Below are 22,737 nucleotides of genomic sequence, written 5' to 3'. Positions count from 1 at the left end.
GACGCGCGTGCACGTGCTGCCACGCGGAGCGGCCATCTGGATCCCCGCGGGGTGCCCGCACGCTGTGCGCGCCAAGCCGGGCAACGGGATGCGGTGCACTTGGTTCGCCACGACCGTGCTCCCGGGGGCGCTGCAGCAGCCCACGGTCCTCACAACGTCGCCACTTCTGGACGCCGTGTTGAGCCACCTTGAAGTCGAGGAACGACCCGAACCGCGGCAGCGGGCGGAGTCGTTCGCGCTCGACCTCCTGTCGCTCGACGCCCGCGCCGACGACGGGCTGCCTCAGCCGACGACTCACTGGCTGCGGCAGGTCACTCTCGAGCTCGCGCAGGCTCCGGGCGATCCGCGCACGGTCGAGCAGTGGGCCTCCGACTGCTCAGTGAGCGTCCGCACCTTCACCCGGCGGTTCGGGGTCGAGACGGGTCTGTCGTTCTCGGCGTGGCGCACGCGGCTGCGCGTTCAAGCAGCCATGGCCGAGCTGCTTCTCGGCCACTCCGTCGCATCCGTTTCGCGGATCGTGGGCTTCGACTCACCGTCCGCGTTCGCGACGGCATTTCGACGGGAAACCGGTACCTCTCCGCGCGAGTTCGCACGCGGCATCCACGCCAGCTGACCGATTCGCGAACGAAGCGGACGGATCTGCGCAGGTCTCGACACGAGATCGGCCTGAAACTTCTGGATAATTAGGTAACCCTTACCTAACCATTCGAGGAGCACGTGTGTCCCTACTTCGTCGAACCGGCGCCATCGCGCTGATCGCGGTCGTCACCACAGCCGCGCTGAGCGCCTGCACGTCAGACACGAGCGACGTGTCGCCCGCCGCATCCGACACATTCACGGTCGAGACGGTGTACGGCGATATCGAGGTCCCCAGCGACCCGGATCGCGTCGCTGCCGTCTCCTACGACACGCCCTGGCAGCTCATGTCCCTCGACATCCAGCCGATCGCGACGATCGACTACTCGCAGTGGCTCGACAGCTACACGCAGGCGCAGCAGGACTTCATCGCCGATGCCGCGGTGATCGGCACGTATGGCGAGATCAACTTCGAAGCGCTCGCGGCGACCACGCCCGAGCTGATCATCGGCGACGCCTACGAGGTCGACGAAGCCGCCTTCGAGCGCCTGAGCTCGATCGCGCCGACCGTCATCCTGGGAGGCGACGACCGCGGAGACTGGCAGTCGCTGACCGAGCAGGCGGCCGAAGCCACCGGCACGACCGACGTCTGGGAGGCGAGCAAGGCCGCCTACGAGGAGCTCCGCGACGCGACCAAGGAGCAGTACCGCGAGGTGATCGAACAGAACGTGTGGATCAACTTCTCGTTCGGCAACGAAGCCGGTCAGTTCTCCGTCCAGCTGCCCACCGGCGCGACCGGCAACCTCGTCGTCACCGAGATGGGCCTCAACTACGGAGCCGGCGCGCAGATCGAGGACACCGAGGGAAGCGGCTACGTGTCGCTGCCCCTCGATCAGATCCCGGTCGTGTTCGACGGGGTGACCCAGGCGCTGACGTTCGCCTCGACGGATGGGGAGATCTTCGAGGGCATTCAGGAGATCATCGACTCCGAACTGTTCCAGAGCCTCCCCGTCGCCGAATCCGGAGCCGTCTACGGCCTCACGACCTCGGTCACCGACTACGAGACGGCGCAGGACTGGATCAACGAGCTCACCGAGAAGGTTCTGCAGCCGCTGAGCGAATGATCCCAACGATCCGTCCGGAGGGCCGTCGCACACCGCGACGGCCCTCCTCCCTGCTCCTCGTGCCGATCGGGATCGGCCTCATCGTCGTGCTCGCGATCGCGACGCTGTGCATCGGCACTCCCCCGCTCTCGCCGCTCGAAGCGCTGTCACTCCTGTTCTCGCCCGACGGATCGCAGACCTCGATCGTCGTTCACACGCTCCGTCTCCCCCGGGCGATCCTCGCGATCGCCGTCGGTGGCGCGCTCGCCGTCGCCGGGGTCGTCATGCAGGCACTCACCCGCAACCCGCTCGCTGATCCGGGAATCCTGGGCGTCAACGCCGGGGCGTCGTTCGCCGTGGCCGTCGCGTTCGTCATCCTCGACCTGCAGGACTTCGGCCAGACACTCTGGTTCGGCTTCGCGGGAGCCGCTGCCGCCAGCATCGTCGTCGCGCTCATCGGCACCGCACGCCGCGACGCCTCCGTCGCCCGCCTCGTCGTCGCGGGCGTCGCCGTCGCCGCCGTGCTGTCGGGATTCACCCAGGCGCTGAGCCTCCTCGACCCCGCGGACTACGTGCGGATCCGCGTGTGGGAGTCCGGTTCGCTCGCGGCCCGCGACGCCCCGACCGCGCTCCTCGTCCTCGGCGTTATCACGGCAGGTGCGGCGATCGCGTTCGGCAACGGGCGCGGCCTCAACCTGCTCGTGCTCGGCGAGGAAGCCGCGCACGGCCTCGGCGCGCGGGGGCCCCGCGTGCGTCTCGTCGGGTTCCTCGCCATCGTGGTGCTCTGCGGCACCGCAACCGCAGCAGTCGGCCCGGTCGCCTTCGTCGGCCTCCTCGTCCCCCACGCCCTTCGCCGGTTCACGGGAGCCGACCAGCCCCGCGCTCTGCTGTACAGCCTGCTCGGCGGTCCCGTGCTCATCCTCGGCGCGGATCTGCTGGCACGGACCGTGATCGCCCCGCGCGAACTGCCGCTCGGGGTCGTCACGGCGTTCCTCGGGGCGCCGATGCTGATGGTCCTCACGCAGCGCCGGAGGTCACCCCGATGACGGCCCGGACACTGACGCGCCTGGACCCGACGCTGCGGCGCCGGCGCGCACTGGCATGGACCGTGGCAGGCGCGCTGCTCGCGGTCGCCGCATTCGCCACCCTCACCACGGGCGACCTCGCCATCGACCTCGGTGATGCAATCCGCGCACTCTCGGGCGAGGGCGACCCCGGAATCGTCATGGTCGTGCGCGAGTGGCGCCTGCCCCGCGCCGTGCTCGGCATCACCGTCGGGGCAATGCTCGCCCTCTCGGGGGCGCTGTTCCAGATCGTCACCCGGAACCCCCTGGGCAGCCCCGACATCCTCGGCATGTCGACGGGAGCGTTCACCGGTGTCCTCCTCGCCATGAGTGCGGGGACCGTCAGCGTCGCCACTCTCACCGGAAGCGCCGTTCTGGGCGGACTCGCCGCCACCGTCGCGGTGTTCGCGCTCAGCAGCCGATCCGGAGCGAGTGGATTCGTGCTCGTCGTCACCGGCATCGGAGTCACCGCGATCCTCGCCGCCGTCAACACGGTCATCGTCCTGCGCTCGGACGACCTGGTCGCGCGCGCCGCAGCGATCTGGGCCACCGGCTCACTCAACGGCGTCGACGGGATCTGGGTCGCCCCCAGCGTCATCGCCGTCCTGATCGCCGGGGCGGCGATCCGAGGGCTCGCCCCCGCACTGGCTGCCTACGAGTTCGGCGACGATCGTGCGGCGACACTGGGGACCCGCCCCCACGCGACGAGGTGGGGCGCGATGGCGATCGCCGTTGCGCTCGTCTCGATCGCGACGGCGATCGCCGGCCCGATCGGATTCATCGCACTCGCCGCGCCGCAGATCGCGAGGCGCGCGTGGCGCACCGGCACGATCCCGCTCGCGGCGTCCGCGGCGACCGGGTCGGTGCTGCTGAGCCTCAGCGACCTCGCGGCGTCGAGGCTGCTCGCTCCCACCATCCTGCCGACGGGGCTGGTCACCGTCATCCTCGGCGGCATCTACCTGGCGTGGCTGCTGTCCGCGCGAGAAAGGACGACCCGATGACCGCACACATTCGGCACAGCGGCCGAGTCATCGCGCGACGCGAGATCACGCCGCACATGGTCCGCGTCACGATCGGCGACATCCGCATCGGTGACGAGGCGCCGACTCTCGGTATCCGCGCCGACGAGTTCTTCGCCATCTCGGTGCCCGTCCCGAGCGGCGAGCCCGTCCATCGGTACTACACGGCCCGCGCGTGGCGCGCCGAAGCCGGCGAGCTGGACATCGACCTGATGCTGCACGGTGAGGGCCCTGCGACCGAATGGGCGGCACGGGCCGCCATCGGCGACCAGGTCGCATTCGATCAGCCGCGGGGGCACTACGCGCCGCCGGAGGATGCGACGTGGATCGCGCTGTCCGGCGACGCGACCGCGCTCCCGGCGATCGGGCGAATCCTCGAGGAACGGACCGCGCGGGCCGCGCCGCCGATCCACGTCGTGATCTCGGTGGAGGACCCCGCCGACCGGCAGGAGCTGCCGCTACGCGCAGGCGACACCCTGCGCTGGGTGGATGCCGATCAGCTCGTACCCGAAACACTCGCGCTCACCGAGACCACGCTGCCCGGCTACCTGTGGTTCGCGGGCGAGGCCAGCGACATGCGCCGCGTGCGGCACCACCTGCGCCGCGAGCTGACGTGGCCGACGCATCGGTGGATGACGATGGGCTACTGGCGCCGCGATCGCGAGCGATGGCTCGCGCGCTATGAGGCCGCCGGCGAGGCGTTCCACCGCCGTCTCGCCGACGTCTACTCCTCCGACGAGGACGACGAAACCCAGACCGACCGCGCCGAGGAACTCTACGCGCAGCAGGGGCTGCTGTGACCGGGCCACAGGAACCTCCCGCGCTCGCTCTTCGCGACGTCGCGATCGCCTACCAGCGCGACCGGCCCGTCGTCGACGCGCTGACGCTCGACATCCGTGCGGGAGAGTTCGTCGCGATCGTGGGGCCGAATGGATGCGGCAAGTCGACTCTGCTGCGAGCGATCGCGCGCCTCGTACGCCCGACATCCGGCGAGATCGTGCTGCACGGCCATGACATCCGCACCCGCGGCGCGCGGGAACTCGCCCGCGAGCTGGGGCTCCTGTCCCAGAGCAACTCGGCACCCGAGGGGATGCGCGTGGTCGACCTCGTCGCCCGAGGCCGCCACCCGCACCGCCCCGCATTCGCACCGTGGACGGATCGAGACGAGCAGGCCGTCCGCCTCGCGATGGAGCAGACGAGCGTGACGGACCTGGCCACCCGTGATGTCGACACGCTCTCCGGAGGCCAGCGCCAGCGCGTCTGGCTCGCCATGGCGCTCGCCCAAGACACCCGGACCCTGCTGTTGGACGAACCGACCACGTTTCTCGACATCGCGCACCAGATCGAGGCGCTCGAGTTGCTCCGCCTGGTCAATCGCGAGCAGGGTCGGACGATCGTCGCCGTGCTGCACGACCTCAATCACGCCGCCCGATACGCCGATCGGCTCATCGCGATGCGCGACGGGAAGATCGTCGTCGAGGGTCCGCCGAATGTTGCCCTGACGGCCGAGACCGTCGAGTCCGTCTTCGACCTGCCGTGCCGGGTGCTGGAGGATCCGGAGACCGGGACGCCGCTCGTGATTCCGCGAGCGCGAGGCTGACGGGGCGATCGCTGCGCGACCGCCGCGACTCCCCGGCGTTCGAGCGCGACGCCCTCGACGTCGATATCGGGCAGGATGCGGTCGAGCCAGCGCGGTAGCCACCATGCGGCGGAACCGCACAGGTGCAAGAGCGCGCGAACGAGAAGCAGCCGCACGATGAAAGCGTCGAGAAGGACGCCGGGGGCGAGGCCGACCCCCAGAGGGGCCACCATCGAGTCCGGGCTGAAGGTGAATCCGGCGAACACCGCCGCCATGATCAGCGCCGCCACCGTGACCACCGAGCGCCCCGCGTGCAGGCCCCGGCGAATGGCGAGTCGCGCTTCGGCCCCATGCACGTACTCCTCGCGCATCCCGGATGCCGTGAAGAGCTGATAGTCCATCGCGAGGCCGAAGAGCACATTCAGCCGCCACGATGACCCTCAGGAGCGGTGAGAGCCCGTTCGACCTCAACCGCGCATTCAGGGGCTGACGACGCGCTCGGTGCCGATGACATCGAGCAGCCGGAGCTGTTCGGCTGCGGTGGTGCCGGGTTCGGCGGTGAAGATGATCAGCCGCAGCTCGGCTCCTTGGACGGTGACGATGTCGCAGTCGAGTTCGATGGGTCCGAGTTCGGGGTGGTCGATGGTCTTGCGTTCGTTGCCATGCTCGCCGAGGGCGGAGGTGTCCCAGAGGCGTGCGAACTGGTCGCTGCGCTGTCGCAGCGTGCTGACCAGAGAGGCGAGATCGGAGTCGTTCGGGTAGCGGGTGTGGACTCGGTGCAGGTCGGCGACTATCGATGCCCGGTACTGGTCGGGCTGCGGGTGGCGGACCCGCCCCGGATCGCCCATGAAGATGCGCCAGACGAGGTTGTCGTCCCGTTCGCCGCGGCCACGACGGTCGCCTGTCAGCGCGCTCCACATCGGGTTCTGGTCCAGGCGGGTCCAGGCAGCGTCGAACACGGCCACCGGGGTGTCGGGGAACCGGTCGAGGAGGCGCCGCACGCTCGGAGTGATCCGGCGCGGCATCAGCGCCCGCAGGTCGCTCGCGTGCCCGGCCAGACGCAGTGCGCTCGCAGTCTCCGCCTCGGAGAGCCGCAAGGCACGCGCGAGGGCGTACACGACACCGGCGGTGGGGTGTGCGCGGCCCTGTTCGAGGCGTTTGACGTAGTCCGGGGAGACACCGGCGAGCCAGGCGACCTCTTCTCGTCGCAGCCCGGGGGTCCGCGTGGAGGTGAACCCGAAGGGCGAGCCGACATCGGCCGGCTGCAGTCGCCCGCGCCACGTGCGCAGCAGCGGGCCGAGTTCAGGAAGGACTTCCATGCCCTCCAGTGTCCTCTCCTACAGCCTGGTGAGGGTGGCACAGGCTGGGCCACGCGGTCGCGCACCGCGGAACGCAGAGTTGCTTTCGGCCCGGGAATCGGTCCCGGACCGGAAGGAGCTTTGCATGGCATCATCCAGCGAACCGGCTCCGGTGGCGCTGGTCACCGGAGCGAGCCAGGGCATCGGACTCGAGACCGCCCGACGCCTCGTGGAGGCCGGCTGCACCGTGTATGTCGGCGCCCGCAACCCCGAGCGCGGCACCGCCGCGGCGCAGGAGATCGGTACGCGATTCGTTCCGCTCGAAGTCACCTCCGACGAGTCGGTCGAAGCGGCAGCCGCCCACGTGGAGGCCGAAGCCGGGCACCTCGACATCCTCATCAACAACGCCGGCATCACCGGCCCGCAAGGCGACGTCCACGACCTCACCGCCGCCGGAATCGAACAGGTGCTGGCGACCAACGTGGTCGGCTACGTCCGCGTCATCCACGGATTCCTGCCTCTGTTGGAGCGCGCCGAGGAGCCGCGCATCGTCAACGTGACCAGTGGCCTCGGCTCGCTGGCGAGGTTCCACGACCGCTCCACGATCGAGTCACGGGTCGGCAACCCGTTCTACGCAGCCTCGAAGGCTGCGATCAACATGCTGACCGTGCGCTACGCCCGTCTGCTTCCCCGCGTCCGGATCAACGCCGCCGATCCGGGGCTGACGGCGACCAAGTTCACGGGCGGCATGGGTCACTCGGTCACGGACGGCACCGACGCGATCATCCGCTTCGCGATCGGCGAGGACCGGGACCTCACCGGCCGCTACCGCGATCGCGACGGCGACGTGCCGTGGTGACCCCGCCTGTCCATCCATCCATCTCACGACACTCGACAACCTCATCAAGGAGCATCATGAATTTCCTCATCACCGGAGCCACCGGAAACGTCGGCGGCGAGCTCGTCGCCCAGCTCATCGACGCCGGTCACCAGGTCCGCGCGTATGTCCGCAACCCCGACAAGGCTCGCCAGCAGCTGCCCGAGGCGGCGGATCTCGCCGTCGGTGACCTCGACGACACCACCGCACTGGGCTCGGCGGTGCACGGCGTCGACGCCATCTTCTTCATGCAGGCCGCGCCGGTCCCCGCGCAGGCGCAGAACGTCGTCGACGCCGCCAAGGCCGCCGGCGTGCGTCGGATTGTGGTGCTGTCCTCGATCGGGACCGTGATCCACCCGATGCCGATCATCGGCGCTGCGATCAAGGCACGCGACGACGTGCTGCGCGCCTCGGGTCTGGACATCACCTACCTGAAGCCGAACACCCTCTCCTCCAACGCGCTGTGGTGGAAGAACAGCATCGCCGCCGAGGGAAAGGTCTATGACCCGACCGACCCCGGACTCACGCCGCCGATCGACCCCTACGACATCGCCCGTGTCGCCGCCACCGTGCTGACCCAGCCCGGCCACGAGGGGCACAGCTACATCCTCAACGGCCCTGTGGCGCTCTCCGCCCGGGAGCAGGTCGAGATCCTCGCCGACGTCCTGGGCCGCGAGATCGAGTTCGTGCCCGTCACCCCGGAGCAGTTCGCCGAGGTCAACATCTCCCGCGGCACCCCCGAGCCGCAGGCGCGGGGACTGCAGAACCTCCAGGAGCTGTTCCGCGCCGGACGCTCCGGCGTGCTCAGCGACGACGTGCAGAACCTCACCGGCATCGCCCCCCGAACGTTCGGGCAGTGGGCCGAGCAGCACCGGGCCGACTTCAACTGACGACGCCGCGTGGGGTGCTCGGCCAGCCGGGCGAGCACCCCACGCCTTCGCGTCTGTGCATGTCGCGTGGGGCGGACAGGATTTGTATCCACCGGCACGAGATACTGCGAAAGGGCCGTCCTTACGGACGACCCTTTCGCATTACGTCGGGCTGACAGGATTTGTCCCCACCGCCACCCCAAACGCGGCTGCGCGGCGCCCGGGGCCCCTTGGCGGCGTGGGCCCACCTGCTCGCAGGTACAGTTCCACCGGCACGAGATAATGCAAAAGGGCCGTCCTTATGGACGACCCTTTCGCATTACGTCGGGCTGACAGGATTTGAACCTGCGACCCCTTGACCCCCAGTCAAGTGCGCTACCAAGCTGCGCCACAGCCCGTGGCTTGTGCCGCGAACGGCACGGCTCACTACTTTACCCTGTCGCCGCGGGTTCAGAATCCGGACTCGACGCCGCCGCCTCGGCGAGCGCCCTCTCCGCCGCCAGCACCTCGCCTCCCCGGACACGGAAAATCGTGGTGCGCGCCGAGAGTCCGCCCGGGTATTCGCACCCACCGACGGCGCGCTCGACGACTGGGGCCGACACTTCCGCGGACGCGACGAGATCGCGTCATGGAACCGCACCGACAACATCGGCAAGAGCGCGCACTTCGAGGTCGAGTCCGTCGAGAAGAGCACCGAACCCGACACCGTGGTGGCGGTGCTCACCGTCAGCGGTGGCGGATTCAACGGCACCGGGCCGATCACCTTCCGCTTCACCGGCGATCTCATCCGCGAGGTGATCATCGCGCCCACCGAGTGAGCGTCGAGTGCGTTGGCGCGGCGCGAAACACCCCCGCCACACGCGCCGCGTAGCCTGAACCGGTGACCGACGCTCTCGCGCATCTCGACCGCCTCACCCGTGTGATTCCGGACTTCCCGGAGCCCGGGATCCTCTTCCGCGACCTCACCCCGGTGTTCGCCGACGGCCCGGCGCTCGCGTCGATTGCGGATGCCCTGGTGGCGCCGTTCGAGGGCGCCTATGACGTGATCGCGGGCGTCGAGGCGCGCGGTTTCGCCCTCGCCGCCGCCGCCGCTGCCCGAAGCGGACACGGCCTCCTGCTCGTGCGGAAGGCGGGCAAGCTGCCGGGCGCGACGCTCGCCGAGAGTTATGCGCTGGAGTACGGCGAGGCGACGCTCGAGGTGCACGTCGACCAGCTCACGAGTGGCGCCCGAGTGCTGCTGCTCGACGACGTGCTCGCCACGGGCGGCACACTCGCCGCATCCCAGCGGCTCATCGAGCGGGCCGGATGGGCGCTCACCGGAACCGCCGTCGTGCTCGAACTCGACGGGCTCGGCGGGCGGGATCGACTCGCGTCGGGCGAAGTACACAGCCTGCAGCGGGTGTGACCGGAGAAGTTCTCCACAGATTGCTGCGCGTTATTCGAACACATGTTCGAATGTGGCTAGCGTGGAGGCATGTCCACTCCCCCGGTTCTGCCGCCTGAGTCACCGCTGATCGCGGCTCAGGTGGAGTTGCGGGCGCGCATTCGTGGGGCCACCTGGGGCGAGACGGAGGTGCGTGCGCTCGGCCAGGAGCAGTTGCTCGATCTCGCCAGGATCCTCGCCGATCAAGAGAGCGCGATACGCGCGCGGATGGCACTGGTCGCGGGTGAGGTGGCACGCCGCTCGCGGATGGAGCTCGGATTCCAGGGGCTCGCGCAGTCGCTCGGGCATCGGACGGCCGCGGAACTGGTGCGCGTCACCACCGGATCGAGCCTCGGCGACGCACGGCGAGCGGTCGCGATCGGCACGCTCCTCGTAGAGGCGGTGGATGCGCCGGATGCGGGGAGCGGCCCGCCCGCCGGATGGCACGGGCGGCTCGCGCAGGCCGTGCGATCGGGTGAGGCGTCCGTCGAGAAGGCGGATGCGATCCGCCGCGGGCTCGAAGGTGTCGATACCGGCGACGCCCAGGAAATCCTGTCTGCGGGGATGGTCGAGGCAGCTGTAGAGATGCTTCTCGCTGAAGGGGCGCACCTCGACGCCGACCGCCTGTTCCGTCGAGCCCGTGAGGTGCGCGACGAGATCGACGAAGAGGGCGTCGCCGACCGTGAGCGCAGGCGACGCGATGCGCGCTCCTTCCGACTCCATCGGCAATCAGACGGCATGACGCGCGGGGTGTGGGTGATGGATCCGGAGACGGCCGCGATCATCACCGACATCGTCGACCGTGCCACCGCCCCGCAACTCGGCGGGCCTCGCTTCGTCGATTCCGCCGCCGCTGCGCGCGACGAAGCGATCAGAAACGATCCGCGCACTCCGCAGCAGCTCGCCTCCGACACCCTCCTCTCGCTCATGCAGGCCGGTTGGCACGCCGATCCGACTCTTCTTGCCGGAGTCGGCGCACCCGCCGTGCGCGTGCTCGTCACCGAGCGGGAGCTCGCCGGGCGTCACGGTGTCGCGTCTCTTGAAGGGCAGTCCGCGCCGGTCTCCATCGCCACGGCCGAGCGGCACGCGTGCTCCTCCGGAACGCAGCGCATCACCTTCGACGGATCGGGCAGACCGCTCGACGTGGGCCGGCGCTCCCGTCTCTTCACCGCGCCGCAGCGCATCGCGCTCGCAGCGAGAGACGGCGGATGCCGGTTCCCCGGCTGCGAGCGGCCACCGTCGTGGTGCGAAGCCCACCACATCCGGCATTGGGTACGAGACCGCGGCGGCACCGACATCGACGACGGCATCCTGCTGTGCCGGCACCACCACCTGCTCGTGCACGACGCCGGGTGGGAGATCGAACACGACCAGGGCACGAACTACCGCATGATCCCGCCCGCATCTCGCGACCGAACGCGCACCCCGATCCCGCTGGAGACGCGATCCGCGGCATACCGACGCCTCCTCGCGAGGGCCGGATGATGCCCGTCGCGAGCGGCCGGAGTGGCTCAGCTGAGCGACGCCGCCATGCCCATCCTGGCCAGCACGATGTTCTCGACGATCTGCACGATGTTGTAGAGCACGAGAGTCACGAACGTGATCACCGCGACCGACGCCCACAGTTCGTCGAAACGCGCCGACGCGCTGAACTTCTGGATCATGCCGCCGATGCCCGTGCCGGTCGACAACCACTCCGCGAGCAACGCACCGGTCACCGCGCCCGGCACCGAAACGCGAGCCGCCACGAACAACGACGGCAGCGCTCCCGGGATGCTCACCTTCCGCAGCTGGGTCAGCCGACCGCCGCCGAACACCGCGACGAGATCGAGGCTCTCCCGATTCGCGCGGCTCAGTCCGAACATGACCGACGCGAGCGCCGGGAAGAGCACCACGATGCTGCCGATCACGGCCACCGACGCGGTGGTCCCCCGCCCTGTGAGCAGGATGATCACCGGAGCGATCGACACCAGCGGAACCGTCCGCAGCACGAGCGCGAGAGGCATGACCCCCGCCTCCACCGCACGCGACAGCGAGAACAGCACCGCCAGCACGATCGCCACAGCCATGCCGACCACCCAGCCGAGAGCCGCGTCGGCGAGCGTCGTGGTCAGAAGAGGAACGAGCGCGGCGCGATGGGCGGCCGCCGACCGATCCGGATCGACACCCGGCTCGTCCACGAACAGGTACTGCCAGACATCCAGCGGGCCCTTCGCCACATACGGCGAAATGCCGGTCAGGCTCACCACCGCCTGCCACAGCAGCAGCACGATCACGACCGTCAGAAGCGCGTTGCCGAGCGACCGACCGATCGTACGAGCGAGCGCACGGCCACGGTCACGCCGCACCTGCCGACGGATCATCGCATCGTGCTGCGGATCCGTGACCGTCTCGAACGCGGCAAGGCTCACGCCGACCGCCTCCCCGAGACCCACGGCGTCACCAGCCGCGAAAGCAGACCCACGATCGCATACCCGACGAGCGCGACCACCGCGCACAGCAGGAAAACGGCCCAGACCCGTGTCGAGTCCAGATTCCCCTGCAGTCGGATGAGCGTGATACCCACGCTCCGGTCGGTCGCACCCATGTACTCCCCCAGCACCGCGCCGAGGAAAGCACTCGGCACCGCGATCTGCAGGGCGTTCAGGATCGCCGGGGCCGCAGCGATCAGCCGCACCTTCGTGAGCTGCGTCCACCGTCCGCCGCCGAACACCCGCACCACGTCGAGGCTCGCCCGATCGGCAGCACGGAACCCGGCGAGCGCACCGACGACCGTCGTGAAGAACACCGCGAGCGCCGCGAGGAAAATCGCCGTCGCCGACGGATCACCCGGCTGCTTCGCCCCGCCGAGGACCACGATCGCGATACCGCCCACGGCCACCACCGGGAGGCAGTACGACACCACGGCGATCTGCGTCACCACCGGCTCGATCCGCGGCAACAGCAGCACGGTCGAGGCCAGCAGCAGCGCCAGACCGTTCCCCCAGGCGAACCCGATGAGCGCCTCCGTGACGGTGACCTGGAAGACCGACCAGTACGCGGACGGCCCATCGGCGATCAACTGCTGCAACACCGCAAGCGGAGTGGGCACCGGAGTGAAGTCGGTTCCCTCGGGAGGGGTGAACACCGTCACGGACAGCAACCACCACGCGGCCACAATCACGACCGCACCGACGATGCCCGCCAGCCAGCCCGGCATCCGTCGGCGGCCGCCGCGCGACGCCACCTACGCCTCCGCCTCGGCGTGGCCGTCAGAGCCGAAAAGCAACTCGGATGCGCGGTCCACGAGCGCGTGGAACTCGGGCGAGCGCATCAGATCCGGGGTCCGCGGGCGCGGCAGGTCGACCTCGATGATCTCCTTCACGCGGCCGGGCCGCGGTGACATCACCGCCACCCGATCGGAGAGGAAGATCGCCTCCGCGATTCCGTGGGTCACGAGCAGAGTCGTCGCCGGCTTCTCGGTCCAGATGCGCAACAGCTCGAGGTTCAGGTTCTGGCGGGTCATGTCGTCGAGGGCGCCGAACGGCTCGTCGAGCAGCAGCACCGACGGCTTGAGCGCCAAAGCCCGAGCGATCGACACCCGCTGGCGCATGCCGCCCGACAACTGCGACGGCTTCGCCTTCTCGAAACCCGTGAGGCCCACCAGCGCGATCAGCTCATCGATATACGCGTCGTCGACCTTCCGTCCCGCCACCTCGAACGGAAGACGGATGTTGGAACGCACACTGCGCCACGCCAAGAGGGCGTGGTCCTGGAACGCGATACCCAGCTCGCTGCCTCGCCGCAGCTCATCCGGGGTCTTACCGTCGACCCGCACCTCGCCCGTCGTGGGTTCCTCCAGGTCGGCGAGGATGCGCAGAATCGTCGACTTGCCGCACCCCGACGGACCCAGCAGAGCCAAAAACGAGCCCTGCTCGGTGTGCAGCTCGGTGTCCTGCAGCGCCTGCACCTTGCGGCCGCGCCCGGCGTCGAAGCTCTTGCTGAGTCCGGAGATCTGGATGCCGGTACCTGGGGTCACCCGGGCACCGGCATCCGGAGTCGCGATCGACATGATTACGGAAGATACGCCTTCAGCTCAGGGTTCTCGGCGTAGATCTCGTCAATCAGCGTCGTGTCGAACAGGTCGTCCACGCTCACCTCCCAGCCCGCGGCGGCCAGAGACGCCACAGTCTGCTCCTTGAGCGCGTCGGTGATGGTGAACAGGCCGTTGGCCTCGGTGTCCTCCGTGGAGATCAGCGTCTTCTCCGCCTCAAGACCCTTGCCGGTCTTCACCGGGTCGAGCGCACCGAAGACCGACTCGAGGCCGTCCGCGTTGTCGCTCGCCGCCTGGTTGTAGTACTTCTCGATCAGCGAGACCGACGAGTCGGTGTCCTCCTGGAAGACATCCGTCCAGCCCTTGATCTCGGCGGTCAGGAACGCCTTCAGAAGGTCCGGGTTCTCGGCGAGGTACTGGTCGGTCACCGTGAACGTCTCCGCCACATACGGCACACCGTTGTCGGCATACGGGAGGTTCGTGATGTCGTAGCCGGCGAGCTCCACGGTGAGCGCCTCATTCGTGAGGTACGCCATGAAACCGTCGACGTCGCCGTTCATCAGCGGAGTCGGGTCGAAGTCGACCGGCACGACCTCCACGTCATCCGGCGAGATGCCGTTCGCGTTCAGGATCGCCGCGAACACGCTCGCGTTCGAGTCCTGCACACCGATCTTCTTGCCCACGAGGTCCTGCGGCGTCTGAATGTCGGCGCCGTCCTTCAGCGACAGGATCGTGAACGGGTTCTTCTGGAACGTCGCGCCGATGATCTTCAGCGGAGCGTCCTGCTCCGCGATCGCCGCGCCGACCGACGCGGCATCCGAAAGGGCGACCTGCACGGTGCCCGACAACAGCTTCGCGACGCCCGTGTCGGGGCCCGAGATGCCGACGACACTGTCGAAGCCGGCCTCGTCGTAGTAGCCGTTCTCGTAGGCGTAGAACTCGCCCGCGAACTCCTCGTTCTTGATCCACGAGTACTGGACGCTGATCTCGCCGTACGAGGCGTCCCCCTCGGCGGAAGAGCCATCGTCGGAGTCGGTGGTGGAGCACGCGGCGAGAACGAGCGCGGCCGCAGCGGATGCGGCGACAGCCGCGACGACGCGGCGGGTGGTGGTGCGACGACCGGAGAATGCCATGCGGATGCAGGTCCCTTCAGACAGAGGGCGAATGTGATGTGCCGACGCTAGCGAGACAACATTTCGCGACACGCGCCGCCACGTTTCCGGGGTGTTACGCGACGAGCCCCGCGCGCACTTCCTCGGGTCGGAGGCTGGCGCTAGCTTCGAGCTATGACGGCACCCCACCACGCCGACCGGCACGACACGATCCGCGTCACCGGCGCCCGCGAGAACAACCTCAAGAATGTGAGCGTCGAGCTGCCGAAGCGGCGGCTCACCGTCTTCACCGGCGTCTCCGGCTCCGGCAAGAGCTCCCTCGTGTTCGACACCGTCGCCGCCGAATCGCAGCGGATGATCAACGAGACCTACAGCGCCTTCGTCCAAGGCTTCATGCCGTCACTCGCACGCCCCGACGTCGACCGCCTCGAGGGGCTCACCACCGCGATCATCGTCGACCAGGAGCGGATGGGCGCCAACTCCCGCTCCACGGTCGGCACCGTCACCGACGCGAACGCGCTCCTGCGCACCCTCTTCAGCAGAATCGGCGAACCGCACATCGGAGCACCGCAGGCGTTCTCGTTCAACATCCCGAGCGTCCACGGCAGCGGCACCGTCGAAGTCCAGAAGGGCACACGGACCGAGACCGTCCACCCCGAGTTCACCCAGCTGGGCGGAATGTGCCCACGCTGCGAGGGCATGGGGCAGATCTCGGACATCGACCTCGACCAGCTCATCAACCGCTCGCTCTCGCTCCAGGACGGCGCGATCACGATCCCCGGCTACACCGCCGACGGCTGGGCGGTGCGGATGTACGCCGAATCCGGGTTCGTCGACCCCGCGAAACCGATCCGCAACTACACCGAGACCGAGCTGAACGACCTGCTCTACAAGGAGCCGACCAAGGTCAAGGTCTCCGGGATCAACATGACCTACGAAGGTCTCGTGCCGAAGGTGCAGAAGTCGATGCTCTCGAAGGACGTCGACGCTCTGCAGCCCCACATCCGCGCCTTCGTGGAGCGCGCCGTGGCGTTCGCACCCTGCCCCGACTGCGGGGGCACGCGGCTCAACGAAGGGGCCCGGTCGTCGAAGATCGACGGCATCTCCATCGCCGACGCCTGCGCCATGCAGATCAGCGACCTCGCGGACTGGGTGCACGGCCTCAAGGAGCCGGCCGTCGCACCGCTTCTCGACGGACTCGGCCATCTGCTCGACTCCTTCGTGACCATCGGACTCGGCTACCTCTCGCTCGACCGCTCTTCCGGAACGCTCTCCGGCGGCGAAGCGCAGCGCACCAAGATGATCCGGCATCTCGGCTCGTCGCTCACCGACGTGACCTACGTCTTCGACGAGCCCACCGTGGGCCTCCACCCCCACGACATCCGGCGGATGAACACTCTGCTCGAGCAGCTGCGCGACAAGGGCAACACGGTGCTCGTCGTCGAGCACAAGCCCGAAGCGATCGCGATCGCCGACCACGTGGTCGACCTGGGCCCGGCCGCAGGTTCCGGGGGCGGCGAGATCGTCTTCGAGGGAACCGTCGACGAGCTCCGCCGCGCCGACACACTCACCGGACGCCACCTCGGCGACCGCGCCCAGCTGAAGTCGGAGGTGCGCGCCCCGTCCGGCGCGATCGAGATCCGTGGCGCGACCACCCACAACCTGCAGAACGTCGATGTCGACCTGCCGCTCGGAGTGCTGACCGTCGTCACCGGCGTAGCCGGGTCCGGCAAGAGCTCCCTCATCCACGGGTCGGTCTCGGGCCGCGAGGGCGTGGTGACGGTCGACCAGAGCGCCATCCGCGGATCCCGGCGCAGCAACCCCGCGACGTACACGGGGATGCTCGAACCGATCCGCAAGGCCTTCGCGAAGGCGAACGGCGTGAAGCCGGCCCTGTTCAGCGCCAACTCCGAGGGCGCCTGCCCCAACTGCAACGGCGCCGGCGTCATCTACACCGAGCTGGGACCCATGGCGACCGTCTCCACCACCTGCGAAGTGTGCGAAGGCAGAAGGTTCGACGCGAGCGTGCTCGAATACCGCCTCGGGGGGCGCGACATCAGCGAAGTGCTCGAGATGCCCGTGGCCGAGGCGGAGGCGTTCTTCCGTGAGGGTGACGCCCGGGTGCCCGCAGCGCACGCGATCCTGGAGCGGATGGTCGACGTCGGGCTCGGCTATATCGGCATCGGGCAGCCGCTCACCACCCTCTCCGGCGGGGAACGCCAACGACTCAAGCTCGCCGTCCACATGGGCGAGACGGGCGGGGTCTACGTGCTCGACGAACCCACCACGGGCCTGCACCTCGCCGATGTCGCCCAGCTGCTCGCTCTGCTCGACCGGCTCGTCGACTCCGGCAAGTCGGTGATCGTCATCGAACACCATCAGGCCGTGATGGCCCACGCGGACTGGATCGTCGACATCGGTCCCGGCGCCGGGCACGACGGCGGGCGCGTAGTGTTCGAGGGCACCCCCGCCGACCTGGTCGCCGACGGCAGCACCCTCACCGGGCAACACCTGGCCCACTACCTCGCCGGCTGATCCTCACCCGCGCCCCGACCGCAGGCTCGCGCGCGCCCCTCCCCGGTGGGAGCATGGCACCATGCCGACGCTGCACCTCACCGGGGAACCGGACGCCGACCGCCTGCTCTCCGAGAACCCCCTCGCGCTCCTCATCGGGATGCTGCTCGACCAGCAGGTCCCCATGGAGACCGCGTTCGCCGGACCGGAGAAGCTGCAGACCCGACTCGGCTCCCTCGACGCCGCCGAGATCGCCGACGCAGACCCGGAGCGGATGGTCGAGATCTTCCGTGAGACCCCCGCGATCCACCGCTTCCCCGGATCGATGGCCGCACGTGTTCAGCAGCTGTGCCGCGCCGTCGCCGACGACTGGCACGGTGACGCCGCCGCCATCTGGACCGAAGGCAACCCCGACGGCCCCGAGGTGCTGAAGCGCCTCAAGGCACTCCCCGGTTTCGGCGACCAGAAGGCGAAGATCTTCGTCGCGCTCCTCGGCAAGCAGTACGGTCTCGACGCCACCGGCTGGCGCGAAGCGGCCGGCGAGTACGCGGAACCCGGGAGCTTCCGATCGATCGCCGACATCGTCGATCACGACTCACTGCTCACCGTCCGCGCCCACAAGAAGGCGATGAAAGCGGCCGCGAAGTCGGCGAAAGCCTGACGCAGCCCAATCCACCCCGCCGCAGCCAGACGCAGAACCCGACTCCGGGCGCTCAGCTGATCCCGAGGCTCTCGAGCGAGGCGCGCATCGCCGCCGCCGACGCCTGGAACCGCTCCAGCTCCTCAGCGTCGAACGGCACGTCGATCACCCGCCGCACCCCGGTCGCATCCACGACGCTCGGCACCGAGAGTGCCACGCCGCTCACCCCGTGGTAGTCCTCCAGCACGCTCGAGACGGGCAGCACGGCACCCTCGTCACGCAGGATCGCCTCCACGATGCGCGCACCGGAGAGCCCGATCGCGTAGTTCGTCGCTCCCTTGCCGGCGATCACCGTGTAGGCGGCGTTCTTGACGTCATCCGCGATCCGGTCGAGTTCGGCCCGACCGAGGGGCACGCCGCCGGCGTCCCAGTGCCCGAGCGGCACCGGTCCGATCCGCGCCTGCGACCACAGCGGGAACTCCGAGTCGCCGTGCTCGCCGATGATCATCGCGTGCGTGCTCGACGCCGCGACCTCCAGCCGCTCCGCGAGCAGCCACCGCAGGCGCGACGAGTCGAGCACCGTGCCGGATGCGAAAACGCGCGACGCGGGGAGCCCGGAGAAGCGCTGCGCGGCCACCGCGAGCACGTCGCACGGGTTCGAGACGATGACGAACACGGCATCCGGCGCGCGCTCCACGAGCTTCGGCATGAGGTCGCGGATGATGCCCACGTTCACTCCGGCGAGTTCGAGGCGCGTCTGCCCGGGCTTCTGCTTCGCGCCGGCGGTGATGACGACAACATTCGACCCCTCTACCACCGCCAGGTCGGACCCTCCCGTGATCCGCGACGCGCCGGTGAACGGCGTGCCGTGAGCGAGGTCGAGCACCTCCGCCTCGACACGCGGGCGGTCGATGTCGAAGAGCGCCACCTCGCGCGCGGATTCGCGGATGAGGGCGGCGTAGGCGAGCGAGCTGCCCACGGCACCCGCTCCGATGACGGTCAGTTTCGCGTTCTCGATCACGGCCATACCCGGATCATGCACCCCTCGAACCGGCCGCGACAGGGTCGGACGTCCCGAACCAGTCAGCGAGATCCGATGACCGGCAGTGCGAGCTCGCAGCTTCCCCCCAGGAGCGACCCATGAGCGACCGACGTCGCGACCATGTCGAGCCGGGATCGTATCCGAATGGCCGACACACCCGCCCCCTCGCGCCGACCTCGGCGACGGATCCGCGCGATCGTCGCCGGAGCCAGTGTCGTCGCACTCGGCACGGTCGGCGGCGGGCTCTGGTGGGCCGCTGAGCGCTACCTGATCCCCCACGTCGAGGTCGCAGACGTGTCTGCGGCGGAAGCCGAGAGCGGCACCGCGCAGACCGTCACCCAGTCGAGCGGCGCGCTCACCGCGACCAGCTACACGAGCGACGACGCGAGCATCACGATCAGCACCGTCACAACCGGATCGGGTTCCGACACCCTCACCTACTACGTCGCCGACGTCGAGCTGACAGATGCGATGGTCCTCAGATCCGCGTTCGCCGACGACGCGTTCGGCACGAACATCACCGAGACGACTTCGGAGATCGCCGAGGCCAACGGCGCGATCTTCGCGATCAACGGGGACTACTACGGATTCCGCGACACCGGGATCGAGATCCGCAACGGCGTGATCTACCGCGACGACGGCACCCGCGAGGGGCTCGCCTTCTACACGGACGGCCGCGTCGAGGTCTACGACGAGACCACGACGACCGCCGATGAACTGCTCGCGGCCGGCGTCTGGAACACGCTCTCCTTCGGACCGGCGATCGTGGAAGACGGCACGGTCGTCGACGGGATCGACGACGTCGAGGTCGACACCAACTTCGGCAACCACACCATTCAGGGCGAGCAGCCGCGAACGGCCGTCGGTGTGATCGACGAGAACCACCTGGTGTTCGTGGTCGTCGACGGTCGCCAGGAGGGATACAGCCGCGGCGCGACCCTCACCGAGCTCGCCGACATCATGATCTCCCTTGGCGCGACGACCGCCTACAACCTCGACGGCGGGGGCTCCTCGACCCTCTACTTCGGCGGCGAGGTGGTCAATTCCCCGAGCAACGGTGGCGAGCGCGGTACCTCCGACATCCTCTACATCGCAGGAGCAGCCTCATGATCGTCGTGATTCCCGCCTATGAGCCCGGCGCACGCCTGGCCCCTCTCGTCGCTCAACTGCGCCGGATGGCTCCGGAGCTCGACGTCATCGTCGTGGACGACGGCTCCGGGCCGTCGTATCGACCGGTGTTCGACGCGGTGCGGGTTCTCGGCGCCGAAGTTCTCACCCATGAAAGGAACCTCGGCAAGGGCGCGGCCCTGCGAACGGCGTTCCGCCATGCACTCTCGCACTTCCCGGGGCGAGCCGTGGTGACCGCCGACAGCGACGGTCAGCACACAGCCCACGACATCCTCCGGATCGCGGAACGAACCTCCGCAACCGGGGAGACCGAGTCTGCTCTCGTGCTGGGGGTTCGTGCCTTCGGGAGAGGCACCCCCTGGCGCAGCCGACTCGGAAATGCGGTCTCATCCGCGCTGTTCGCCGTCGCGGCCGGGTACCGCGTCACGGACACGCAGACGGGGCTGCGGGGGATCCCCGCCGAACTCGTGGGGTGGGCGGCGGGGATCCCGGGGGAACGCTTCGCGTTCGAGCTCGAGATGCTGCTCGCCTGCCGCGCGGCCGGGGTGCGGGTGATCGAGCTGCCGATCGAGACCGTATATCTGCAGGGCAACGCGGCCACGCATTTCCGACCCATCGTCGACTCGGCACGGGTGCTGCGACCGCTGGTCGGCTTCGCGGCTGCATCGTTCGCCGGGTTCCTCGTCGATTCGGCTCTACTCTTCCTCCTCACCGCCATTGGAGCTCCGCTGCTCGGGGCAGTGATCGGGGCGCGTGTCGTGAGCGCCACCGTGAACTTCGCTGCGAACCGCCGATACGTGTTCCGGTCCCGAGGGTCGCTCGGGCCGCAGCTGGCACGATACGCGGCGCTTGCCGCACTCGTGCTTGCCGCGAACTATGCCCTCCTGGCATGGCTCACCGCCGTCGGCGTCGGGCTCGTCGTGGCAAAGATCGTGGTCGAGAGCGCGCTGTTCCTGACGACATTCGCGGTGCAGCGGATGCTCGTCTTCGTCGGCAGGCGCCGGGGGCCAGCATCCGCCCCGCGCCGCGGTGCGCTGCGTCGCCCCGCCGTTGCGGCTGTCGCGGCGGTCAGTGTGCTCGGGTTGGCGGGGTGCAGTGTGGTGAGCGAAAGCGCCGCACGCTCGGACTCGTCCGCGACGACGGTCACCGCTGAGTCGGCCGGATCGCTGTGGGACACGTCCACGGTCCACGAGATCCACATCGATGCGGCGGATGGCGTGCTGGAGCAGCTCATCGACACGTATCTCGAGACGGGTGAGAAGGAGTGGGCCGCGGTGACCGTCACGATCGACGGCACCGTGTTCGAAGACGTGGGCATCAAGCTGAAGGGCAACTCGTCACTGCGCCAGGTCTCCGCCGACACCGATCTCGCCGATGTGCCCTGGATCCTGCGCCTCGACAAGCTGATCGACGGGCAGTCGTATCAGGGCGAGACCGAACTCGTCGTGCGTGGCAACAGCTCGGAGACCTCGCTCAATGAGGCGGTCGCCCTGGGGCTGCTGCGCGCATCGGGGCTCGCGGCCGAGAACGCGACGGCCGTGAGGTTCTCCGTGGGTGATGGAGAGGCGGCGCTGCGACTCGTGATCGAGAACCCCACCGAGGAGTGGGCCGACGAGGAGTTCGAATCCACGGGCCAGCTCTACAAAGCCGAAAGCGGAGGCGACGAGGAGTACCACGGCGACGATCCGGAGGCCTACGCGGACTCCTGGGATCAGGAGGGCGGCGACGACGACCTCGCCTCGCTCATCGACTTCCTCGAGTTCATCGGCGAGTCCGACGACGCGACCTTCGCCGCTGAGCTCGACGAGCATCTGGATGTCGAGGCGTTCGCCCGCTATCTCGCGTTCCAGGACCTCGTCGAGAACACGGACGACATCGACGGTCCCGGCAACAACTGGTACCTGTTCGTCGACGACTCGACCGGGATCGCGACCGTCGTGAACTGGGATCTGAACCTCGCGTTCGGGCAGAGCCCGGGCGGGGGCGCGGGCGGTGGAGGCGGTGGAGGCGGCGGGAACGCTCAGCGCGGCCAGCGCGCCGACACCGGAGACGGTGATCAGGCGGACGGACGCCCGAACAGGGGCGGCGGAGGCGGCGGGTCCGGCAGCAGCCTCCTGAAAGAACGCTTCCTCGACGTGCCCGAGTTCGCGGCGCTCTACGAGGCGGCGGCCGCCGATCTGAACACGGAGCTCATCGAGAGCGGCGTCGCGGCGGACCTCATCGCCTCGTGGCAGCAGGCCCTCGATGACGGCGCCGGCGACCTCGTCTCCGCGTCGACGGTGAGCGAAGAGGCGGACGCGATCCGTTCAGCGCTCGGGATCTCGTAGCTCTCCCGCATTCGGCGGCGGCTGCGCCGCCCCATGCCGAACCGCGACCGAGACGGTCGCGGCGCGCACGGCGCGAACGTCAGAAATGACCTTCGCGGAACCGCAAGCGCACTAGCGCTTGCGCTTCTCCCGC

Annotated in this window: 21 protein-coding genes, 1 tRNA gene and 1 pseudogene; 15 read left to right on the top strand and 8 right to left on the bottom strand. The window is 69.0% G+C overall.

Going from position 1 to position 22,737, the window contains the following annotated elements:
* The 6 genes from FVQ89_RS08690 to FVQ89_RS08665 form a co-directional block, all read left to right on the top strand.
* A partial coding sequence (locus tag FVQ89_RS08690; protein WP_222706057.1) for an AraC family transcriptional regulator occupies window positions 1–613 on the top strand: 613 nt, incomplete at its 5' end.
* A 106-nt stretch (window positions 614–719) separates the two neighbouring features.
* Window positions 720–1,700 (top strand): ABC transporter substrate-binding protein, encoded by a 981-nt coding sequence (locus tag FVQ89_RS08685; RefSeq protein ID WP_147901406.1) that lies wholly within the window; start codon window positions 720–722, stop codon window positions 1,698–1,700.
* Entirely contained in the window at window positions 1,697–2,725 is a 1,029-nt protein-coding gene (locus FVQ89_RS08680) for an iron ABC transporter permease (protein ID WP_147901405.1), read from the top strand. The genes FVQ89_RS08685 and FVQ89_RS08680 overlap by 4 nt, the downstream gene beginning before the upstream one ends.
* A complete protein-coding gene (locus FVQ89_RS08675) occupies window positions 2,722–3,744 on the top strand; it encodes an iron chelate uptake ABC transporter family permease subunit (RefSeq protein WP_147901404.1) in 1,023 nt (340 codons plus the stop codon). Before FVQ89_RS08680 ends, FVQ89_RS08675 begins: the two co-directional genes overlap by 4 nt.
* The gene (locus FVQ89_RS08670; protein WP_147901403.1) at window positions 3,741–4,562 is read left to right on the top strand and encodes a siderophore-interacting protein; all 822 of its coding nucleotides are present in this window, start codon (window positions 3,741–3,743) and stop codon (window positions 4,560–4,562) included. The genes FVQ89_RS08675 and FVQ89_RS08670 overlap by 4 nt, the downstream gene beginning before the upstream one ends.
* Entirely contained in the window at window positions 4,559–5,362 is an 804-nt protein-coding gene (locus FVQ89_RS08665) for an ABC transporter ATP-binding protein (protein ID WP_147901402.1), read from the top strand. The genes FVQ89_RS08670 and FVQ89_RS08665 overlap by 4 nt, the downstream gene beginning before the upstream one ends.
* A gap of 35 nt (window positions 5,363–5,397) precedes the next feature.
* On the opposite strand, the pseudogene FVQ89_RS08660 reads toward FVQ89_RS08665, so the two are convergent.
* Window positions 5,398–5,766 (bottom strand): annotated as a pseudogene (locus tag FVQ89_RS08660) (MMPL family transporter); the annotation flags it as partial.
* 54 nt (window positions 5,767–5,820) lie between these two features.
* On the bottom strand, window positions 5,821–6,660 hold the full coding sequence (locus FVQ89_RS08655; RefSeq protein WP_147901401.1) for a helix-turn-helix domain-containing protein: 840 nt from the start codon (window positions 6,658–6,660) through the stop codon (window positions 5,821–5,823).
* A gap of 124 nt (window positions 6,661–6,784) precedes the next feature.
* Here FVQ89_RS08655 and FVQ89_RS08650 point away from each other — a divergent pair, with 124 nt between their 5' ends.
* Window positions 6,785–7,498, top strand: coding sequence for an SDR family NAD(P)-dependent oxidoreductase (locus FVQ89_RS08650; RefSeq protein WP_147901400.1), 714 nt, complete (start codon window positions 6,785–6,787; stop codon window positions 7,496–7,498).
* 56 nt (window positions 7,499–7,554) lie between these two features.
* Window positions 7,555–8,406 (top strand): NAD(P)H-binding protein, encoded by an 852-nt coding sequence (locus FVQ89_RS08645; protein WP_147901399.1) that lies wholly within the window; start codon window positions 7,555–7,557, stop codon window positions 8,404–8,406.
* A 303-nt stretch (window positions 8,407–8,709) separates the two neighbouring features.
* Here the strand turns inward: FVQ89_RS08645 and FVQ89_RS08640 are convergent.
* Window positions 8,710–8,783, bottom strand: a tRNA-Pro gene (locus FVQ89_RS08640).
* Window positions 8,784–8,789: 6 nt separating this feature from the next.
* On the opposite strand from FVQ89_RS08640, the gene FVQ89_RS08635 reads away from it, so the two are divergent.
* From FVQ89_RS08635 to FVQ89_RS08625, 3 genes are all read left to right on the top strand, one after another.
* On the top strand, window positions 8,790–9,203 hold the full coding sequence (locus FVQ89_RS08635; RefSeq protein WP_147901398.1) for a nuclear transport factor 2 family protein: 414 nt from the start codon (window positions 8,790–8,792) through the stop codon (window positions 9,201–9,203).
* Window positions 9,204–9,265: 62 nt separating this feature from the next.
* Window positions 9,266–9,790 carry an adenine phosphoribosyltransferase gene (locus FVQ89_RS08630; RefSeq protein WP_147901397.1) on the top strand — a complete coding sequence of 175 codons (525 nt, stop codon included), beginning with the start codon at window positions 9,266–9,268 and terminating at the stop codon, window positions 9,788–9,790.
* 69 nt (window positions 9,791–9,859) lie between these two features.
* Entirely contained in the window at window positions 9,860–11,293 is a 1,434-nt protein-coding gene (locus tag FVQ89_RS08625) for an HNH endonuclease signature motif containing protein (RefSeq protein ID WP_147901396.1), read from the top strand.
* 26 nt (window positions 11,294–11,319) lie between these two features.
* Here the strand turns inward: FVQ89_RS08625 and FVQ89_RS08620 are convergent, their stop codons facing one another.
* The 4 genes from FVQ89_RS08620 to FVQ89_RS08605 are packed head-to-tail and all read right to left on the bottom strand — an operon-like array spanning window position 11,320 to window position 14,974.
* On the bottom strand, window positions 11,320–12,219 hold the full coding sequence (locus FVQ89_RS08620) for an ABC transporter permease (RefSeq protein ID WP_255513494.1): 900 nt from the start codon (window positions 12,217–12,219) through the stop codon (window positions 11,320–11,322).
* Complete coding sequence (locus FVQ89_RS08615) at window positions 12,216–13,034, bottom strand: ABC transporter permease (protein ID WP_255513492.1); 819 nt, start codon at window positions 13,032–13,034, stop codon at window positions 12,216–12,218. The genes FVQ89_RS08620 and FVQ89_RS08615 overlap by 4 nt, the downstream gene beginning before the upstream one ends.
* Complete coding sequence (locus FVQ89_RS08610) at window positions 13,035–13,859, bottom strand: ABC transporter ATP-binding protein (RefSeq protein WP_147901395.1); 825 nt, start codon at window positions 13,857–13,859, stop codon at window positions 13,035–13,037.
* Between the two features lie 2 nt (window positions 13,860–13,861).
* The gene (locus FVQ89_RS08605) at window positions 13,862–14,974 is read right to left on the bottom strand and encodes an ABC transporter substrate-binding protein (protein WP_147901394.1); all 1,113 of its coding nucleotides are present in this window, start codon (window positions 14,972–14,974) and stop codon (window positions 13,862–13,864) included.
* Between the two features lie 153 nt (window positions 14,975–15,127).
* Between FVQ89_RS08605 and FVQ89_RS08600 the strand changes: the two genes are divergently transcribed.
* A complete protein-coding gene (locus FVQ89_RS08600) occupies window positions 15,128–17,488 on the top strand; it encodes an excinuclease ABC subunit UvrA (protein WP_147901393.1) in 2,361 nt (786 codons plus the stop codon).
* Between the two features lie 61 nt (window positions 17,489–17,549).
* Window positions 17,550–18,128 (top strand): HhH-GPD-type base excision DNA repair protein, encoded by a 579-nt coding sequence (locus FVQ89_RS08595; protein ID WP_147901392.1) that lies wholly within the window; start codon window positions 17,550–17,552, stop codon window positions 18,126–18,128.
* A gap of 52 nt (window positions 18,129–18,180) precedes the next feature.
* Here the strand turns inward: FVQ89_RS08595 and FVQ89_RS08590 are convergent, their stop codons facing one another.
* Window positions 18,181–19,134 (bottom strand): L-lactate dehydrogenase, encoded by a 954-nt coding sequence (locus tag FVQ89_RS08590; protein WP_147901391.1) that lies wholly within the window; start codon window positions 19,132–19,134, stop codon window positions 18,181–18,183.
* A gap of 159 nt (window positions 19,135–19,293) precedes the next feature.
* On the opposite strand from FVQ89_RS08590, the gene FVQ89_RS08585 reads away from it, so the two are divergent.
* Both FVQ89_RS08585 and FVQ89_RS08580 read left to right on the top strand, forming a co-directional pair.
* Window positions 19,294–20,259, top strand: a complete 966-nt coding sequence (locus FVQ89_RS08585; RefSeq protein WP_147901390.1) for a phosphodiester glycosidase family protein — start codon at window positions 19,294–19,296, stop codon at window positions 20,257–20,259.
* Window positions 20,256–22,604: a CotH kinase family protein gene (locus FVQ89_RS08580; protein WP_147901389.1), complete on the top strand. Its 2,349-nt coding sequence runs from the start codon at window positions 20,256–20,258 to the stop codon at window positions 22,602–22,604. Before FVQ89_RS08585 ends, FVQ89_RS08580 begins: the two co-directional genes overlap by 4 nt.
* Window positions 22,605–22,737 lie beyond the last annotated feature (133 nt).

It is taken from the genome of Homoserinibacter sp. GY 40078 (assembly GCF_008017545.1).
Lineage (GTDB): Bacteria > Actinomycetota > Actinomycetes > Actinomycetales > Microbacteriaceae > Homoserinibacter.
Note: the sequence above shows the minus strand (reverse complement) of the source record. Positions and strands in the feature narration are given on the sequence as shown.

Bases quoted from the DNA above. Each gene is read 5' to 3' on its own strand.
- FVQ89_RS08680 (WP_147901405.1), top strand. From the start codon at position 1,697: ATGATCCCAACGATCCGTCCGGAGGGCCGTCGCACACCGCGACGGCCC.
- FVQ89_RS08675 (WP_147901404.1), top strand. From the start codon at position 2,722: ATGACGGCCCGGACACTGACGCGCCTGGACCCGACGCTGCGGCGCCGG.
- FVQ89_RS08670 (WP_147901403.1), top strand. From the start codon at position 3,741: ATGACCGCACACATTCGGCACAGCGGCCGAGTCATCGCGCGACGCGAG.
- FVQ89_RS08655 (WP_147901401.1), bottom strand. From the start codon at position 6,660: ATGGAAGTCCTTCCTGAACTCGGCCCGCTGCTGCGCACGTGGCGCGGG.
- FVQ89_RS08650 (WP_147901400.1), top strand. From the start codon at position 6,785: ATGGCATCATCCAGCGAACCGGCTCCGGTGGCGCTGGTCACCGGAGCG.
- FVQ89_RS08645 (WP_147901399.1), top strand. From the start codon at position 7,555: ATGAATTTCCTCATCACCGGAGCCACCGGAAACGTCGGCGGCGAGCTC.
- FVQ89_RS08625 (WP_147901396.1), top strand. From the start codon at position 9,860: ATGTCCACTCCCCCGGTTCTGCCGCCTGAGTCACCGCTGATCGCGGCT.
- FVQ89_RS08610 (WP_147901395.1), bottom strand. From the start codon at position 13,859: ATGTCGATCGCGACTCCGGATGCCGGTGCCCGGGTGACCCCAGGTACC.
- FVQ89_RS08605 (WP_147901394.1), bottom strand. From the start codon at position 14,974: ATGGCATTCTCCGGTCGTCGCACCACCACCCGCCGCGTCGTCGCGGCT.
- FVQ89_RS08600 (WP_147901393.1), top strand. From the start codon at position 15,128: ATGACGGCACCCCACCACGCCGACCGGCACGACACGATCCGCGTCACC.
- FVQ89_RS08595 (WP_147901392.1), top strand. From the start codon at position 17,550: ATGCCGACGCTGCACCTCACCGGGGAACCGGACGCCGACCGCCTGCTC.
- FVQ89_RS08590 (WP_147901391.1), bottom strand. From the start codon at position 19,134: ATGGCCGTGATCGAGAACGCGAAACTGACCGTCATCGGAGCGGGTGCC.
- FVQ89_RS08585 (WP_147901390.1), top strand. From the start codon at position 19,294: ATGGCCGACACACCCGCCCCCTCGCGCCGACCTCGGCGACGGATCCGC.
- FVQ89_RS08580 (WP_147901389.1), top strand. From the start codon at position 20,256: ATGATCGTCGTGATTCCCGCCTATGAGCCCGGCGCACGCCTGGCCCCT.